Origin of the sequence: Vibrio sp. HDW18 (assembly GCF_011306175.1) — a bacterium.
In the GTDB taxonomy this organism is placed as follows: Bacteria; Pseudomonadota; Gammaproteobacteria; order Enterobacterales; family Vibrionaceae; genus Vibrio; species Vibrio chanodichtyis.
This window is the reverse complement of the sequence record NZ_CP049913.1, coordinates 1,422,573-1,438,723: the sequence shown is the minus strand read 5'-3', so window position 1 is coordinate 1,438,723 and position 16,151 is coordinate 1,422,573. Positions and strand designations below refer to the sequence as shown.

General features: G+C 49.9%; 13 protein-coding genes. 8 read left to right on the top strand and 5 right to left on the bottom strand.

Features of this window, described 5'->3' with window-relative positions:
• Nucleotides 1-264: 264 nt before the first annotated feature.
• The 5 genes from gmk to G7083_RS06985 all read left to right on the top strand — a co-directional run bounded on the left by gmk (nt 265) and on the right by G7083_RS06985 (nt 7,440).
• Nucleotides 265-888 (top strand): guanylate kinase, encoded by a 624-nt coding sequence (gmk, locus tag G7083_RS07005; protein ID WP_166014128.1) that lies wholly within the window; start codon nt 265-267, stop codon nt 886-888.
• 107 nt (nt 889-995) lie between these two features.
• Nucleotides 996-1,268: a DNA-directed RNA polymerase subunit omega gene (gene rpoZ / locus G7083_RS07000; RefSeq protein ID WP_166014127.1), complete on the top strand. Its 273-nt coding sequence runs from the start codon at nt 996-998 to the stop codon at nt 1,266-1,268.
• Nucleotides 1,269-1,299: 31 nt separating this feature from the next.
• A complete protein-coding gene (spoT, locus tag G7083_RS06995; protein ID WP_166014126.1) occupies nt 1,300-3,417 on the top strand; it encodes a bifunctional GTP diphosphokinase/guanosine-3',5'-bis pyrophosphate 3'-pyrophosphohydrolase in 2,118 nt (705 codons plus the stop codon).
• A gap of 151 nt (nt 3,418-3,568) precedes the next feature.
• Nucleotides 3,569-5,647 (top strand): ATP-dependent DNA helicase RecG, encoded by a 2,079-nt coding sequence (recG, locus tag G7083_RS06990; protein ID WP_166014125.1) that lies wholly within the window; start codon nt 3,569-3,571, stop codon nt 5,645-5,647.
• A 398-nt stretch (nt 5,648-6,045) separates the two neighbouring features.
• Nucleotides 6,046-7,440: a uracil-xanthine permease family protein gene (locus tag G7083_RS06985; RefSeq protein ID WP_166014124.1), complete on the top strand. Its 1,395-nt coding sequence runs from the start codon at nt 6,046-6,048 to the stop codon at nt 7,438-7,440.
• An 83-nt stretch (nt 7,441-7,523) separates the two neighbouring features.
• Here G7083_RS06985 and envZ read toward each other — a convergent pair whose 3' ends face one another.
• Entirely contained in the window at nt 7,524-8,828 is a 1,305-nt protein-coding gene (envZ, locus tag G7083_RS06980; RefSeq protein ID WP_166014123.1) for a two-component system sensor histidine kinase EnvZ, read from the bottom strand.
• 68 nt (nt 8,829-8,896) lie between these two features.
• The gene (gene ompR / locus G7083_RS06975; RefSeq protein WP_206212083.1) at nt 8,897-9,619 is read right to left on the bottom strand and encodes a two-component system response regulator OmpR; all 723 of its coding nucleotides are present in this window, start codon (nt 9,617-9,619) and stop codon (nt 8,897-8,899) included.
• A 339-nt stretch (nt 9,620-9,958) separates the two neighbouring features.
• Between ompR and G7083_RS06970 the strand changes: the two genes are divergently transcribed.
• Entirely contained in the window at nt 9,959-10,774 is an 816-nt protein-coding gene (locus G7083_RS06970; RefSeq protein WP_166014122.1) for a delta-class carbonic anhydrase, read from the top strand.
• A 16-nt stretch (nt 10,775-10,790) separates the two neighbouring features.
• Here G7083_RS06970 and greB read toward each other — a convergent pair whose 3' ends face one another.
• Nucleotides 10,791-11,273 (bottom strand): transcription elongation factor GreB, encoded by a 483-nt coding sequence (gene greB / locus G7083_RS06965; RefSeq protein WP_166014121.1) that lies wholly within the window; start codon nt 11,271-11,273, stop codon nt 10,791-10,793.
• Nucleotides 11,274-11,531: 258 nt separating this feature from the next.
• Here greB and G7083_RS06960 point away from each other — a divergent pair, with 258 nt between their 5' ends.
• Complete coding sequence (locus G7083_RS06960; RefSeq protein WP_166014120.1) at nt 11,532-13,865, top strand: Tex family protein; 2,334 nt, start codon at nt 11,532-11,534, stop codon at nt 13,863-13,865.
• Nucleotides 13,866-13,954: 89 nt separating this feature from the next.
• Here G7083_RS06960 and G7083_RS06955 read toward each other — a convergent pair whose 3' ends face one another.
• On the bottom strand, nt 13,955-14,425 hold the full coding sequence (locus tag G7083_RS06955) for an ATP-dependent Lon protease (RefSeq protein ID WP_166014119.1): 471 nt from the start codon (nt 14,423-14,425) through the stop codon (nt 13,955-13,957).
• A 122-nt stretch (nt 14,426-14,547) separates the two neighbouring features.
• Nucleotides 14,548-15,309 (bottom strand): pimeloyl-ACP methyl ester esterase BioH, encoded by a 762-nt coding sequence (gene bioH, locus G7083_RS06950; protein WP_166015010.1) that lies wholly within the window; start codon nt 15,307-15,309, stop codon nt 14,548-14,550.
• Here bioH and G7083_RS06945 point away from each other — a divergent pair.
• On the top strand, nt 15,245-16,105 hold the full coding sequence (locus G7083_RS06945; RefSeq protein ID WP_240911935.1) for a ComF family protein: 861 nt from the start codon (nt 15,245-15,247) through the stop codon (nt 16,103-16,105). The two genes, bioH and G7083_RS06945, sit on opposite strands and share 65 nt — an antisense overlap.
• The last annotated feature ends 46 nt before the right edge of the window (nt 16,106-16,151 follow it).

The window sequence follows — 16,151 nt, the reverse complement described above, 5'->3', positions numbered from 1 at the left end:
GATTATATCTCAAACGTTATTCGGTGCAAGGGTATTTTTTGCACAAAAATCCCGCCACTTCTTCACGCCTCCTTAATTAGATAGCTTAACAAAGTTTAAGTCGCAAATGCGGCCAATGCTTGAGAAGATCCCGCACATCGTGCTACTCTTCGCCTCCATTTTTCTGGCTGAAAAATCATCCAATTCGGATAACAGCTGGTGCTATCTTTAACTGGTTGCTGATTAAGGCAAACAGACAATCCAAACCTAAGTGGAACCGAATCGATGGGCAAAGGCACTCTTTATATCGTTTCTGCACCGAGTGGCGCAGGTAAATCGAGCTTAATTGCCGCGCTGTTGGAGCAAAATCCAACCTATGCAATGAAAGTCTCGGTATCCCATACCACTCGTGGTATGCGCCCTGGCGAACAAGATGGCGTGCATTACCATTTTGTTGAAAAAGAGCACTTTATTGAGCTGATTGACCAAGGTGAATTCCTCGAATACGCCGAAGTGTTCGGTAATTATTACGGCACTTCACAGGTATGGATTGAAAACACACTCAACAAAGGGATTGATGTTTTTCTTGATATCGATTGGCAAGGCGCGCGCCAAATTCGCCGCCAAATGCCAAACGCGAAAAGCATCTTTATCCTACCGCCGAGCAAAGAAGAGCTTGAGCGCCGCTTAAATACGCGCGGCCAAGACAGTGAAGCGGTGATCGCAAAACGCATGAGTGAAGCTAAATCAGAAATTTCGCATTACAGCGAATATGATTATGTGATCATTAATGATGATTTTGATGTCGCATTAATGGATTTCAGAGCCATCATTCGTGCAGAAAGATTGAAGCAAGACAAGCAAGCTGCTAAATATAGCTCAATGCTTTCTGCGCTGTTGGCAGAATAAACCGCCAACTTAGGTTCCCAGCCCTGCCCGTTGCTAGAATCTCAACCGGTTAGGCTGTATACTTTCTCGTCATTCACTATATCCGTTAACTAAATTTTGGAGTTCTCATGGCACGCGTAACAGTTCAAGACGCTGTTGAAAAAATTGGCAACCGTTTCGACTTAGTTCTGGTTGCGGCTCGCCGCGCTCGTCAAATGCAATCTGGCGGTAAAGATGCATTGGTGCCGGAAGAGAACGATAAGCCAACGGTTATCGCACTGCGCGAAATCGAAGAAGGGCTGATCACGAAAGAATTGCTCGATGCGCGTGAGCGTCAAGAGCAGCAAGAGCAAGAAGCGGCTGAGCTGGCTGCAGTTAGCAGCATCATGCACAACCGTTAATTATCGCGACTTAACCCGCTGGGCCTGAAATTTGTATCTATTCGATAGTCTAAAAGACGTTGCCCAAGAATACCTCACAGAGCCTCAAATCGAGGCTCTGCGCCGATCTTATGTGGTAGCCAGAGATGCCCATGAAGGGCAAACCCGCTCAAGCGGCGAACCTTACATCATCCATCCGGTGGCGGTAGCGCGGATCTTGGCCGAAATGCATCTCGACTTAGAAACGCTACAAGCGGCGCTACTGCATGATGTGATTGAAGATTGTGAGGTCACCAAGCAAGACCTCGATGCCCTGTTTGGCAACTCAGTCGCCGAATTGGTGGATGGCGTCTCAAAACTCGATAAACTTAAATTTCGCGACCGCAAAGAAGCGCAAGCGGAAAACTTTCGCAAAATGGTGCTGGCCATGGTGCAGGATATTCGGGTTATCCTGATCAAACTGGCCGACCGCACTCACAATATGCGTACCCTTGGTGCGCTGCGCCCAGATAAAAAACGCCGCATTGCCCGCGAAACCTTAGAAATCTACGCACCGCTGGCCCATCGTTTGGGGATCCATAACATCAAAACCGAACTCGAAGAGCTGGGTTTTGAAGCGCTCTACCCTAACCGTTATCGAGTGCTCAGAGAAGTAGTCAAAGCGGCGCGTGGTAATCGCAAAGAGATGATCCTGCGCATTCACAGTGAAATCGAAGGTCGCCTCAAAGAAGTCGGCTTACCTGCCCGAGTGGTAGGGCGAGAGAAAAACCTGTTCTCAATCTATAACAAGATGAAAACCAAAGAGCAGCGTTTTCACACCATTATGGATATCTATGCGTTTCGGATCGTGGTGGATAGCGCAGATACCTGTTATCGGGTATTGGGCCAAGTCCACAGCTTATACAAACCACGTCCGGCGCGCATGAAAGATTATATCGCCGTCCCAAAAGCCAATGGCTACCAATCGCTGCATACCTCGATGGTTGGCCCACACGGCGTGCCTGTCGAAGTGCAGATCCGTACCGAAGATATGGATCAAATGGCCGATAAAGGGGTGGCAGCCCATTGGTCATACAAAGCCAATAGCGAACGTGGTGGCACGACGGCACAAATCAAAGCACAGCGCTGGATGCAAAGCTTGCTCGAATTGCAGCAAAGTGCGGGTAACTCGTTTGAATTTATCGAAAACGTCAAATCAGACCTGTTCCCTGATGAGATTTACGTATTCACACCTAAAGGGCGCATCGTTGAATTACCGGTCGGCGCGACCGCGGTGGACTTTGCTTATGCGGTCCATACTGACATCGGTAATACCTGTGTCGGTGCACGTGTCGATCGTACACCTTACCCGCTCAGCCAATCGCTGAAAAGTGGCCAAACGGTGGAAATCATCAGTGCACCGGGCGCACGCCCAAATGCAGCATGGCTTAACTATGTAGTGACTTCACGCGCACGCACTAAAATTCGCCAAGTGTTGAAAACCATGCGGCGCGAAGATTCAATTATCCTTGGCCGCCGCTTGCTCAATCACGCACTGGGTGGGCAGCCAATCAGCGAAATTGCCACACAAAATATCAGCAAGGTATTGAGCGACCTAAAAATCGCCTCGATGGATGATCTGCTGGCGGCGATTGGCCTAGGTGAACTGATGAGCATTGTGATTGCCCGTCGGTTATTGGGTAATGCCGATGAGCTAAGCGAACCAAACCAGCCAGCAAACAATAAACACAAACTACCGATCCGCGGAGCCGAAGGCATTCTGCTCACCTTTGCCAATTGCTGTCACCCGATCCCAGATGATCACATCATCGCCCATGTTTCACCGGGACGAGGTTTAGTGGTACACCGCGAAACGTGTCCGAATGTGCGTGGCTACCAAAAAGAGCCGGATAAGTACATGGCGGTTGAATGGACCAAAGATTACGATCAAGAGTTCATTACTGAGCTGAAAGTCGATATCCACAATCGTCAAGGTGCACTGGCAGAGCTCACCAACGTGATCTCTAATACCGGTTCCAATATTCACGGGATCTCCACCGAAGAGCGCGATGGTCGCTTGTATACGGTGACGCTACTCCTGACCACCAAAGATCGGGTCAACTTAGCCGACATTATGCGCAAGATCCGCAGCATGCCACATACGCTCAAAGTACGGCGGCGCAAAAACTGATCGCACGCTAAGACTTAAGCGACCAGCCCAAGCCGATCAGTAACCGCAAGAGGTATCCGTTAAGCTCACCTCTTGCGGTTAATTTTTCCTGTACAAAAACACAGCTCAGTGTTTGAATAGCCTTTCTGTCAAATAGTTAGAACCGATGCGCATGTCACAACTCCTGTCCAGCGTTGCCCTTACCGAGCTCTCCGGTGTCGGAGCCAAAGTTGCCGAAAAACTGGCGAAAATCGGTTTGCACAGCGTGCAAGATCTGCTGTTTCATCTGCCACTGCGTTATGAAAATCGCAGCAAGGTTTATCCGCTGGTGCAACTGCACCACGGTTTATGGGCGGCAGTGCAAGGTAAGATGATGGCCGCTGATACCCTATTTGGCAAACGCAAAATGCTCAGCGTGAAAATCAGCGATGGTAACGGCAGCCTGACGCTGCGCTTTTTTAACTTCACGGCGGCGATGAAAAACAATTTTTCTGAAGGCAAGTGGGTACATGCCTATGGTGAAGTCAAACGTGGCCCGCACGGTTTAGAGATCATTCATCCCGATTATCACTTTGTAGTCGCAAGCCAAACCACGCAAGCCGAAGCCAATCTGACACCGGTTTATCCCACTACCGAAGGGTTACGCCAGCTCACCTTACGTCATTTGACCGATCAAGCATTAGCGCTACTGGAAAAATCGGCAGTGCAAGAGCTACTACCCTCAGGACTGTACGATCAGCAGATGACCTTGGCTCAAGCGCTGAACATCATTCATCGCCCTTCGGCGGATATCGATTTAGGCCAGTTTGAGCAAGGACGACATCCCGCGCAAGTGCGACTGATCATGGAAGAGTTACTGGCGCAAAATCTTTCGATGCTGGCGATTCGCAGCCAAGGCCAGCAAGATACCGCCTTACCACTGACTCCTGTCCACCAGCTCAAGCAGCAACTGTTGGCACAACTGCCGTTTTCACCAACCCAGGCGCAGCAACGGGTAGTAGCGGAAATTGAAGCAGATCTCAGCCAAGCGCAGCCAATGATGCGTTTGGTGCAAGGTGATGTCGGCTCAGGCAAAACCTTAGTCGCGGCGCTCGCCGCGGTACGCGCGATTGAGCATGGCTATCAAGTGGCTTTAATGGCTCCCACTGAACTGCTCGCCGAGCAGCATGCACTCAATTTTGCCCAGTGGCTAGAACCGATGGGCATTCAAGTTGGCTGGCTGGCAGGTAAGATCAAAGGTAAAGCGCGCGAAAACGAGCTAACCCGAATCGCAACCGGTGAGGCCAAAATGGTGGTCGGTACCCATGCACTGTTTCAACAGCAGGTTACATTTGACCACCTTGCTCTCGTGATCATCGATGAGCAGCACCGCTTTGGCGTCCATCAACGCTTAGAGTTACGCGAGAAAGGTGCAAAACAAGGCGCTTATCCACATCAACTGATCATGACCGCCACGCCAATTCCACGCACGTTAGCGATGACCGCTTACGCGGATTTAGAAACCTCAGTGATTGATGAGTTGCCTCCCGGGCGCACTCCAATTCAAACCGTGGCGATCCCCGATACCAAACGCGATGAGATTGTCGAGCGCATTCGCCATGCCTGCCTTAACCAAGGCAAACAAGCGTATTGGGTGTGTACTTTAATTGATGAATCCGAACTGCTCGAAGCGCAAGCCGCGGCAGAAACAATGCAAGATCTGCAACGCAAGCTGCCGGATCTGCGCATCGGTTTAGTGCACGGGCGGATGAAATCGGCCGAAAAACAGGCAGTAATGCAAGCATTTAAAGCCAACCAACTGCATCTGCTGGTGGCGACCACAGTGATTGAAGTGGGGGTGGATGTGCCGAATGCCAGTTTGATGATCATCGAAAACCCTGAGCGTTTAGGGCTCGCTCAGTTGCATCAGTTACGCGGACGGGTCGGCCGAGGCACCATTGCCAGCCACTGTGTACTGCTGTTTCACGCCCCACTCTCGAAAACGGCGCAAAAACGTTTAGCGGTACTGCGCGACAGCAATGATGGTTTTGTGATCGCCGAGCGCGATCTAGAAATCCGTGGCCCCGGCGAACTGTTGGGCACCAAACAGACTGGGCTGGCTGATTTCAAAATTGCCGATCTGGTGCGTGATCAAGCATTAGTGCCGCAAGTACAGCGTATCGCCAGACACCTCCATCAGCGTTATCCGCAGCAGGCACAAGCCATCATCCAGCGTTGGCTCGGCCAGCGCGATATTTACGCCAAAGCATAACCGTTCATCTGCCCCTATCAGCGAAAAAGCCCAAAGCAACCGTTTGCTTTCTTGGTGAAAACCTCTATAATCGCCGCCATTTTACGGTCGACGCAAACGTTTACCTTCTATCCCGACTTCGATTTGTTGCAGCAAACAGCACAACAGAGACGATGAGCTGGGGAGATTTCTGAGCAGAGTCTGATTATACCCAAACTACTTGGAGTTGCAGGTAGGCGGCAAGTGAGTTCATCCCCATGAGCATAGACAAACTATGTGATTGGGGTGAACGAACGTAGCCAACACCGCTGTAGCTTCAAGTAGGAAGGGGATAACAGCAATCACAGAGGCGGCTTCTGCTCCACCTTAACCACCCATTCAGCGTGTGCAAGGTGTTATTTATCATCAGGAAAATCGCTATGACACAATCAACTTCGCGCCAAGCCGATCTGGTCTATCAACTCAATGATCGTCCACCCTTGCCACAAACGTTATTTGCCGCCCTGCAGCATTTACTGGCGATGTTTGTCGCGGTGATCACGCCATCGCTGATCATCTGTCAATCGCTTGGCGTACCGGCCGATCAAACCAACACCATCATCAGCATGTCGCTGTTTGCTTCTGGTGTCTCCTCGTTTATTCAGATACGCACCTTTGGTCCGATTGGATCTGGCTTACTATCGATTCAAGGTACCAGCTTTAACTTTTTAGGGCCAATTATTGGTGCTGGCCTTGCGCTCAAAGCGGGCGGAGCCAATATCGAAACCATGATGGCGGCCATTTTCGGCACCATTTTAGTCGCTTCATGCGCAGAGATTTTACTGTCACGCGTGCTGCAATTTGCCCAGCGCATCATCACTCCGCTAGTGTCTGGGATTGTGGTAACGTTGATCGGCCTTACCTTAGTTCAGGTCGGATTGGTTTCGATGGGCGGTGGCTATGCGGCAATGGCCGATGGCACCTTTGGTAGCCTAGACAAACTGGCACTGGCCGGTACCGTGTTAGCGATCATTGTGCTGCTTAACCGAGCGCACAATCCTTACGTGCGTATCGCTTCGATTGTGATTGCGATGCTAGTCGGCTATGTGATGGCTTATCTGATGGGAATGGTCAATACCGATAACTTAGCAGAGACCCAACTGATTGCGCTGCCAATCCCGATGCAATTCGGCTTAGGCTTTGATTGGTCACTATTTATCCCGCTAGTACTGATTTTCCTGATCACGGCGCTAGAAGCGATTGGTGATATCACCGCTACCTCTGAAGTGTCTGGTGAACCGGTCAAAGGACCAGTGTATATGAAGCGCATCAAAGGTGGCGTACTGGCGGACGGTCTGAACTCGGCAATTGCGGCGCTGTTTAACAGCTTCCCGAACTCAACTTTCAGCCAAAACAATGGCGTGATCTTATTGACCGGTGTCGCCAGCCGTTATGTTGGCTATTTTATCGCAGGCATGTTGGTGCTGCTTGGCCTATTCCCAGGTGTCGCGAGCTTTGTACAGTTGATCCCTGAGCCAGTATTGGGCGGTGCAACCATTGTAATGTTTGGTACCATTGCCGCAGCTGGGGTGCGAATCATTTCACGGGTGGATTTGGATCGCCGAGCGATTCTGATCATGGCACTGTCGTTCTCAATGGGACTCGGCATCGCGCAAAAACCAGAAATTCTGCAGTTTATGCCCGATTTTATTAAGAATCTGTTCTCTTCTGGTGTAGCCGCCGGTGGGATCACCGCGATTGTGCTGAACTTGCTGCTGCCAGAGGTACGCCGCGATGAAAAAGCCGCTCCAGTAGTGAAAACCGAAGCGGCGTAATCATCAAACTAGGCAAGACTATCAAACTGACGGTTGAGATAGGGCTAATTTCGGTTAGCCCTGTTTTTTTTACTGTTGCGGTCTTATTTGGTGGGAAAACTGATTTGGGCGCGTAAGCCGCCTTGGCTTCGGTTACTCACCGCCACCGCACCGTGATGTTGACTGACGATCCGTTTAACAATCGCCAATCCCAAACCCGTCCCTTCACTGCCACGAGCCGTATCGCCACGGGTAAAAGGTTCAAACACCTTATTCACTTGGCTAGGCTCAATGCCGGGGCCATTGTCTTCGACACACAGCCAAACCAGCTGTTTATCCGCCGTCATACCGCTACTCACCTTAACCCAGCCATTACCATAGCGCAGGGCGTTAACCACCAGATTACTCAGCGCACGCTTAATCGCAATTGGATTACCAAAGGCGGGAACCACCTCAACTTGCAGATCGGTTTCAATCTGCACTTCATAGCCCCCTTCCGAACTGGCCACATCATTGGCAATCTCATTAATATCCACCGCCTCAAAAGCTTGCCGATTGACCGGTTTTAGGTAATCCATAAACTGGCTGATAATTTGATTACACTCTTCGGTATCACTGATCATACTCTCTGCTAGATAACTATCTTGCGGCGACATCATCTCCGTCGCTAAGCGGATACGCGTGAGTGGAGTTCGTAAATCATGGCTGATCCCAGCCATCAGCAAGGCGCGATCATCTTCTAGCGCTTGAATGCCTTTCGACATGCGATTAAATGCCCGTGTCACGGCCCGAATTTCCAACGTACCTTGCTCTGGTAAATGGGGAGGAATCTCACCACGGCCAACCATGTGCGCGGCTTTTTCTAGCGCAATCAATGGCCGATTTTGCAAACGGATAAACAGCCAGCCCCCCAGCACAATCAGCAGCGCCATAATGATGCTGTTACGAAACAGTGGCGCAAAATCTTCTTCTTGTAGCTCAGAAAGTGGGATGCGCAATAATTGGCCGGGCAGCGAGTCAATCTTCATCCACAAGATATAGCTCTCCTCGCCAAGAGCCATGCGCACCTCGGTCGGCGAGCCAAGTTCGCCACTCATCTCTTCGCTCATCAAATCGATACTCAGCGCATGCTGAAAATCAGCCGCAGCAGAGCTGTCGTCACTGTGAATGGTCACTCCCAATTGCTCAAGCACCCGCCGTTTGAGTAGCGCGTCCATCTCTGAACTCATCGCCGATTGACTGGTGTCATCCAGCATCAAGCTAATTTCATGAGCAAGAATTTTATTGAACTGCTGCAAACTTGGCAGCAAGGCGTAGTTAAACACCGCGTAGTAAGAGTAAATTTGACTGGCAATCAGCAGAGAAAAAAACAGCAGGATCGATTGAGTAAATGAGCTGCGAATTCGCATAAGGCACCTGAATGTAGCAAGGGCACGCTCGGAGCGAGGACGCCCTTGCCCGGCGTGCCTAGGAGAAGTTAGTTGGCGGCTTTACCATCGGGTACAAAGACGTAACCCAGACCCCAAACGGTTTGAATATAGCGCGGTTTGCTTGGATCCACTTCCAACATGCGACGCAGACGAGAAATCTGTACGTCAATCGAGCGCTCCATCGCTGAATATTCACGGCCACGTGCCATGTTCATCAGCTTATCACGCGACAGAGGTTCACGCGCATTGGTCACAAGTGCTTTCAACACCGCAAATTCACCGGAGGTAAGTGGCATCGCCTCTTCGCCGCGGAACATCTCACGCGTGCCAAGATTGAGGCGAAATTCACCAAATTCGATGATGGTCTCTTCCGCGCTCGGCGCTCCCGGCGCTTCAATCACTTGGCGACGCAGCACTGCTTTGATGCGAGCCAGCAGTTCACGCGGGTTAAATGGCTTGGGAAGATAATCATCCGCCCCCACTTCTAGGCCGACAATCCGGTCAATCTCATCGCCCTTGGCGGTCAACATCAAGATCGGGATCATATTGTTGGTATTACGCAGACGACGGCAGATCGACAGTCCATCTTCTCCCGGCAACATTAAATCCAGCACCATCAGATGAAAGTTTTCGCGAGTCAGCAGACGATCCATCTGCTCGCCATTGGCTACGCTGCGAACTTGAAACCCCTGCTCTGACAGGTAACGCTCAAGCAGCGCACGCAAGCGCGCATCATCATCTACCACTAAAACTTTATGATTTTCCACCATGATCCCACCTGATTATTCTTCGCATCTCGATCGATTCAATTCCCGCTGCTGCGGAAGAGTAAAATGTAACATCGTTACCCCTATCCGATCGCAAAGAATTGTTACTTTTTATGTCCTTATAACGGATATGCTTTTTATATTCAATCCTAGTTTGCATTTACGAAAAAAAATAAACTTACAAAAAATAGATATTCGGTCACGATTCATTATGCTTATAATCATACTGTCATAAAAATAACATTTTTGTGGCCGAATACACTCTATTTATCAATCGATAAAAAATGAGTAATATTTCATTTAAAAAACTAAAAAATAATTATATTTTTAATAAGGTTCAAAATGAATTCAAATTTCTTGGTTACCTTCACAGCTCTTATAACAACATCAGCTATAGCAAATGTTGATGACAATATTATTCACTCACAAAGAATAGCTTTAGACCAAAATACTATTGGTCTTGGATTTGGACCACAATCCCCAAGAGATATAGATAATCTCACTGGGAAAAATAGCCGTAATTTTTCAATTGCACCTGAATATCATAAAATGAATTTATGTAATATTCACTTCCATAAAAATGCTGAGCACAAAGGTGGAGAATTTACAGAATATGCGGGTAATGGAAATGGGAAAGGATACAATACTGGTTATAAATACAATGGAAACTTAACTGCAACAGAATTAAAGCCCTTCAAGAATAATTTTGGTATACAATCAGGCGATACAATAGAAGTTCATTATGTTCACTCAACGGCTCAAGTAGAACCAGGTGCAACTTTAAACTCCTGCCTATCTCCTTCTATAGCGAATCCACAACTTCGTGTTGAAGCCCAAGTTTATGTACTAGTCAATGATAAAAAGGCATCAAACTTTGTGCAGTTAAATGAGGTTGAAATTAAAAATGGTTATTATCAAGCATTAAATATTCCTGATACAACAGGGACTCCGATTATTTATGCAGGCTCAACAACTGGCCCTAGCTATAATGAACAAGGTTCACCATTACAGGTGACATGGAGTGTCAGGCCTAATGTAATAAAAGTTAATATTGAATCGGTAGAAAAATGGCTTAAAAATAATCCATTTGATGAAGATCATGCTCATGGAGTAAGAAATCTTGTGACCAATCCAGAACTACTTTCATCAGCTCACTAATAGTGAAAAAGGGGAGTCACTCCCCTTTTTTATACTCAATCGAATTGATAAACCACTCTTTGATACCGGTTGGGGTACGCACTTGCAACTCTTCATCGACTTGCTTTTTGAGTAGTGCGCGCGCCATCGGCGAATCAATTGAAATGTAATCTTTGGCATCGCCATAGATTTCATCTGGGCCAACGATACGAAACTTCTTCACTTCTCCAGCTTGGTTTTCAATTTCCACCCATGCCCCGAAGAACACTTTGCCTTCTTGCTGCGGCGCGTAATCCACAATCTTCAGCTCAGGCAGCAGGTTACTGAGGTAGCGTACCCGGCGATCGATCTGGCGCAGCAGACGCTTGTTGTAAGTATAATCCGCATTTTCGGAGCGATCGCCAAGACTCGCCGCCCATGACACTTTTTGCGTGATCTCTGGGCGCTGCTCTTTCCATAGATAATCCAGCTCTTGTTTGAGCTTATTGTAGCCAGCTCGGGTGATCAGTTTGGTTTTCACACGGGGTCCTCAACAAAATCAGCTTGCGCGCAAAGTACCGATTTTTTGTGCGCTTGACCAGTCACAGCAAAAGATTTGACGAAAAGCGCTCAAAAGCTCGCTGCAGTCGTGGTATTAATAGCCGCCTATGATTGATGCCCTCTAAAGTCGGCAGAGCGTGATCCTGCGCTCAAACTGCGCTTTGCTACCAGCCTTGTGCTAGAGTCCAACGCAATTGCCCCCATATAACATACAAATATCAACAAGAGACCACCACGGATGAGCCAAGCTATCTGTCACCAGATTGCTCAAGAACTGCATGTTCGCGCTGAGCAAGTTATCGCTGCCGTCACCCTAATCGACGATGGCAATACCGTTCCTTTTATCGCCCGCTACCGTAAAGAAGTGACGGGAGGATTAGACGATACCCAACTGCGCCACTTAGATAGTCGTCTAGCCTATCTGCGTGAGATGGATGATCGCCGCCAAACCATCCTCAAATCGATTCAAGACCAAGGCAAACTGACCCTAGAGCTGGAGCAGGCCATTTTAGACGCCGACAGCAAAAACCGCCTTGAAGATCTCTATCTGCCTTACAAGCCTAAGCGGCGCACCAAAGGTCAAATCGCGATTGAAGCGGGTCTTGAGCCACTGGCCGAGACGCTGTGGACGCAGCCTAACACTGACCCTGAAAGCGAAGCAGCAAAATACATTAATACTGAGAAAGGGGTCGCCGACAGCAAAGCCGCACTGGATGGCGCACGCGCAATCGTGATGGAGCGCATCGCAGAAGATGCCAATCTGCTGGAGAAAATCCGTCAGCACCTTAATCGCAACGCACAGATTGTCGCGCGAGTGGTAGAAGGTAAACAGCAAGCCGGTGAGAAATTTAAAGATTACTTTGAGCACAGCGAGCCGATCAGCAAAGCCCCTTCCCATCGTGCTTTGGCAATGCTGCGTGGCCGTAACGAAGGCTTCTTAACTCTGACGCTGAATGCCGATCCTGAATTGGAAGAGAGTGCTCGCCAATCCTACTGCGAAACTCTGATTGCCGAGCATTACGGCATTCATTTGAGCCAAGCGACGACCGATGCGTGGCGCAAGCAGGTGATCAGCTGGGCATGGAAGATCAAAATCTCGCTGCACATGGAAACCGAATTGATGAGCGCAATGAAAGAGCGCGCTGAAATCGAAGCGATTGAAGTGTTTGCCAGCAATTTAAAAGATCTGCTGATGGCCGCCCCTGCCGGCCCTCGTGCTACGCTCGGCCTCGATCCTGGCCTGCGTACTGGCTGTAAAGTCGCGGTAGTCGACGCCACCGGTAAAGTGCTGGCCACCGACACCATTTACCCTCATGCGCCACAGCATCAATACGATCGCGCTATGCAGTCCATCGCGCTGCTGGTGAAAAAATTCAACGTCGATCTGATTGCGATTGGTAATGGCACCGCCTCGCGCGAAACCGATGCCTTTGCCGCCGATCTGATCAAGCGCGGCAGCCTCAAAGTGCAAAAAATCATGGTCAGCGAAGCGGGAGCTTCGGTTTATTCCGCTTCTGAACTGGCGGCCAAAGAGTTCCCCAATCTGGATGTTTCACTGCGCGGCGCGGTTTCTATCGCACGTCGTCTGCAAGATCCACTCGCTGAACTAGTGAAAATCGATCCGAAATCAATCGGGGTTGGCCAATATCAGCATGACGTCAGTCAGAGCCTACTCGCCAAACGTCTGGATGCGATTGTGGAAGATTGTGTGAATGCGGTCGGTGTCGATGTGAATACCGCTTCGGCAGCCTTGTTAACTCGCGTGGCCGGACTGTCCACCACCCTCGCGCAAAACATCGTCGCTTATCGCGATGACAATGGTCGATTTGAGTCACGCAGCGCCCTGAAAAAAGTGCCACGCTTGGGGCCTAAGGCGTTTGAACAGTGTGCGGGCTTCCTACGCATTATGGATGGTAAAAATCCGCTTGATGCCTCAGCAGTCCACCCAGAAGCGTATCCGGTGGTGAAAACCATTGCCGAGAAAAACAGTAAAGATCTCAAAGCGCTGATTGGTAATACTGAGTTCCTGCGCACCCTGCACGCGGTCGATTACACTGATGAGCATTTTGGCGTGCCAACAATCAGTGACATCATCAAAGAGCTGGATAAACCGGGGCGCGATCCGCGTCCAGAGTTCAAAACTGCCACGTTTGCCGATGGCATTCATCAAGTGTCGGATCTGGAAGTGGGGATGATTTTGGAAGGCGTGGTCTCCAACGTGGCCAACTTTGGCGCATTTGTCGATATCGGCGTCCATCAAGATGGCTTAGTGCACATTTCGGCGCTGACCGATCGCTTTATCGCCGATCCGCGTGATGTGGTGAAAGCGGGAGACATCGTCAAAGTCAAAGTGATGGAAGTGGATGTCGCGCGTAAGCGGATTGCACTCTCGATGCGTTTAAACGATGAGCCGGGCCAAGATCATCGCAGCCAACGCAGCGCCGCACCACGCGCAGGACAAGAGCGTCGTGCGCCACGCAGGGCTGAGTCAACAGGCAATCCACAAAGTGGGGCAATCGGTAGTGCGATGGGTGGTGCATTTGCTGCCGCGTTCGCCAAAGCCAAGAAATAGTCATCAGGCATACCTTGGATGGCAATCCTCAAGTGAGATAAAAAAGTCCCCATGACCATGGGGACTTTTGTTTTGCGCGGACGACCCACCTACAAAACGGCAATCACGTCTGATGGTGTGTTGGGTGCCACTGCGTGACCATAATGATATTTGATCACGACACGCCGGCGCGCCATTTTGCCTTGTGTTATCGCGGCATCAAGAATGTGCTTCGGTAAGCGAAAGCGCATCACATAACCTTTACCTTGCTGTTCGCTGTACGAGGCGAGCGCCAGCAGTTCAAACAATCGCTCTAGCTCGCTTTTCGATTCATGGTGATGAAAACTACGCTCTTGTGCTTCACCATCCACATCGTAGCTGGGATGCTCAGCAGGATCCCATGCGGGCTGTTTGCGGCGTTTATCATCATCTTTAATCTTACGTTCAGCATTCGATCCGGCCAAGGCTACAGTAGGCGTAACGGGCGCACGCACGCGGTTATCACGTGCGACCTGCTCAGTTGGCACATTCACTGATGGGGCGATAAGCGGCACACTGACATTGGTCGGTGACACTAGCATAGCCGAAACCTCCTCAGCTTCGCCCTCCCCCAACTTGCGCTGTGGGTTAGACTATTTATCGACCAACATCGCTAATCATTGAGTCAATTTTTAGTCAGCACGCCAAAATTTATTCTATCCACTTAAATCGCGGTAAAAGTGATCAGTTGCTGCTCAAATAGCTCTGCCTCAGTGATAAACGGCGCATGAGCCGATTGATGGAAAATCACTGCCGTGCTGTGTGGTAGCAATAAGTCCACATCATGGGCGATATTGACTGGCACTAAACCATCCAATCGGCCGTACAAACGCAGTACTGGCTGGGTCAGTTGAGCTAATTCAGCGCGCAAATCCAGCTCAGCCAGCATAGTGAGTCCTGCCATCAAGGCTAAGGGATTGGGCATCGGCCGCGACAACACCGCTTGTTTAAGCTGTTTAACATCCTGCCGAGCCGTTGGGCTCCCCATCGCTTGCAGCGCCATAAAACGCTCAATCGTCGATGGAAAATCGCTGATCAATTGCTGACTAAACGCTTGTAATACCGCCGGTTGAATACCACGCCAATCCTGATGTGCCGCAAATTTGGGCGAGGAAGCCACAGTGACCAATTGGCGCACATACGCTGGGTGATGCAACGCGATATACGTCGCGACTAACCCACCCAGTGACCAACCAACCCAAATCGCATCACGCGGAGCCTCTAACAATAACGCTGCAGCGATTTGATCGATATTCTCGGCATGCTGTGCGGCACTGTGACCATAACCGGGCAGATCGACCACATGCACTCGAAAGTGGCAACTTAATGCTTGTACGGTTGATTGCCACACCGCACCATTCATCCCCCAGCCATGTACCAGCACCAGATCTTGCCCTTGTCCACTCACTTGCCAATACAACGCCATGGTCACATTTTCTCCGTCTATTTCCATCGTTATCACTTTTGCCAGTCGGCAAGATAAGTGCAATTCCCAAAATTATGGAGCAATGATGTTAATCGATTGGCTGAGAAAAACCACTGCGCTACAGCTGATGGCACAATGCTCACTGTGTCGCTTGGCGCTCGATACTCCTAATCCAGCGGGTATTTGCACCGCTTGCCAAGCATGGTTGGCACATGGTGCACGCTGTCAGCGCTGCGGCTTACCCTGTTTAATCGCGGTCGAACAGTGTGGACAATGCCTACGCCAGCCGCCAGCGTGGCACACACTGATCTGCGTGGGAGATTATCGTTTTCCGCTGAGTGATGCGGTACAGCAACTCAAATATCAGCGCCAATTTTGGCAAGCGCCGCGCCTCGCTCAGTTGCTGGCCGCTCAGATAGAGCAACCAGCACCATTATTGTGCAGCGTACCACTGCATTGGCGACGACGCTGGCAGCGCGGCTTTAATCAAAGTGATCTGCTGGCGCGAGCCTTAGCCCGCGCTTTAGCCACCGACTATGACCACCAACTGTTTAGCCGCCGCCGAGCCACACCGCAACAGCAAGGGCTTAGCAAAACTGAGCGCCTCAATAATCTGCAAGATGCATTTCAGCTTAATCATCTGCCACGCGCAGCTCATGTGGCAATTGTCGATGATGTGGTGACCACCGGCAGTACCCTTCGCCATTTATGTGCGTTACTGCTTGATGCTGGGGTGCAACGGATTGATATTTACTGCCTATGCCGCACTCCCGAGCCAAAAGAGCGTCAACCTTAACGTTTTTTATGCAAAAGGGCTGGATCATCGCTAACTCAGGAGTAAA

Bases quoted from the DNA above. Each gene is read 5' to 3' on its own strand.
- gmk (WP_166014128.1), top strand. From the start codon at position 265: ATGGGCAAAGGCACTCTTTATATCGTTTCTGCACCGAGTGGCGCAGGT.
- rpoZ (WP_166014127.1), top strand. From the start codon at position 996: ATGGCACGCGTAACAGTTCAAGACGCTGTTGAAAAAATTGGCAACCGT.
- recG (WP_166014125.1), top strand. From the start codon at position 3,569: ATGTCACAACTCCTGTCCAGCGTTGCCCTTACCGAGCTCTCCGGTGTC.
- G7083_RS06985 (WP_166014124.1), top strand. From the start codon at position 6,046: ATGACACAATCAACTTCGCGCCAAGCCGATCTGGTCTATCAACTCAAT.
- envZ (WP_166014123.1), bottom strand. From the start codon at position 8,828: ATGCGAATTCGCAGCTCATTTACTCAATCGATCCTGCTGTTTTTTTCT.
- ompR (WP_206212083.1), bottom strand. From the start codon at position 9,619: ATGGTGGAAAATCATAAAGTTTTAGTGGTAGATGATGATGCGCGCTTG.
- G7083_RS06970 (WP_166014122.1), top strand. From the start codon at position 9,959: ATGAATTCAAATTTCTTGGTTACCTTCACAGCTCTTATAACAACATCA.
- G7083_RS06960 (WP_166014120.1), top strand. From the start codon at position 11,532: ATGAGCCAAGCTATCTGTCACCAGATTGCTCAAGAACTGCATGTTCGC.
- G7083_RS06955 (WP_166014119.1), bottom strand. From the start codon at position 14,425: ATGCTAGTGTCACCGACCAATGTCAGTGTGCCGCTTATCGCCCCATCA.
- bioH (WP_166015010.1), bottom strand. From the start codon at position 15,309: ATGGCGTTGTATTGGCAAGTGAGTGGACAAGGGCAAGATCTGGTGCTG.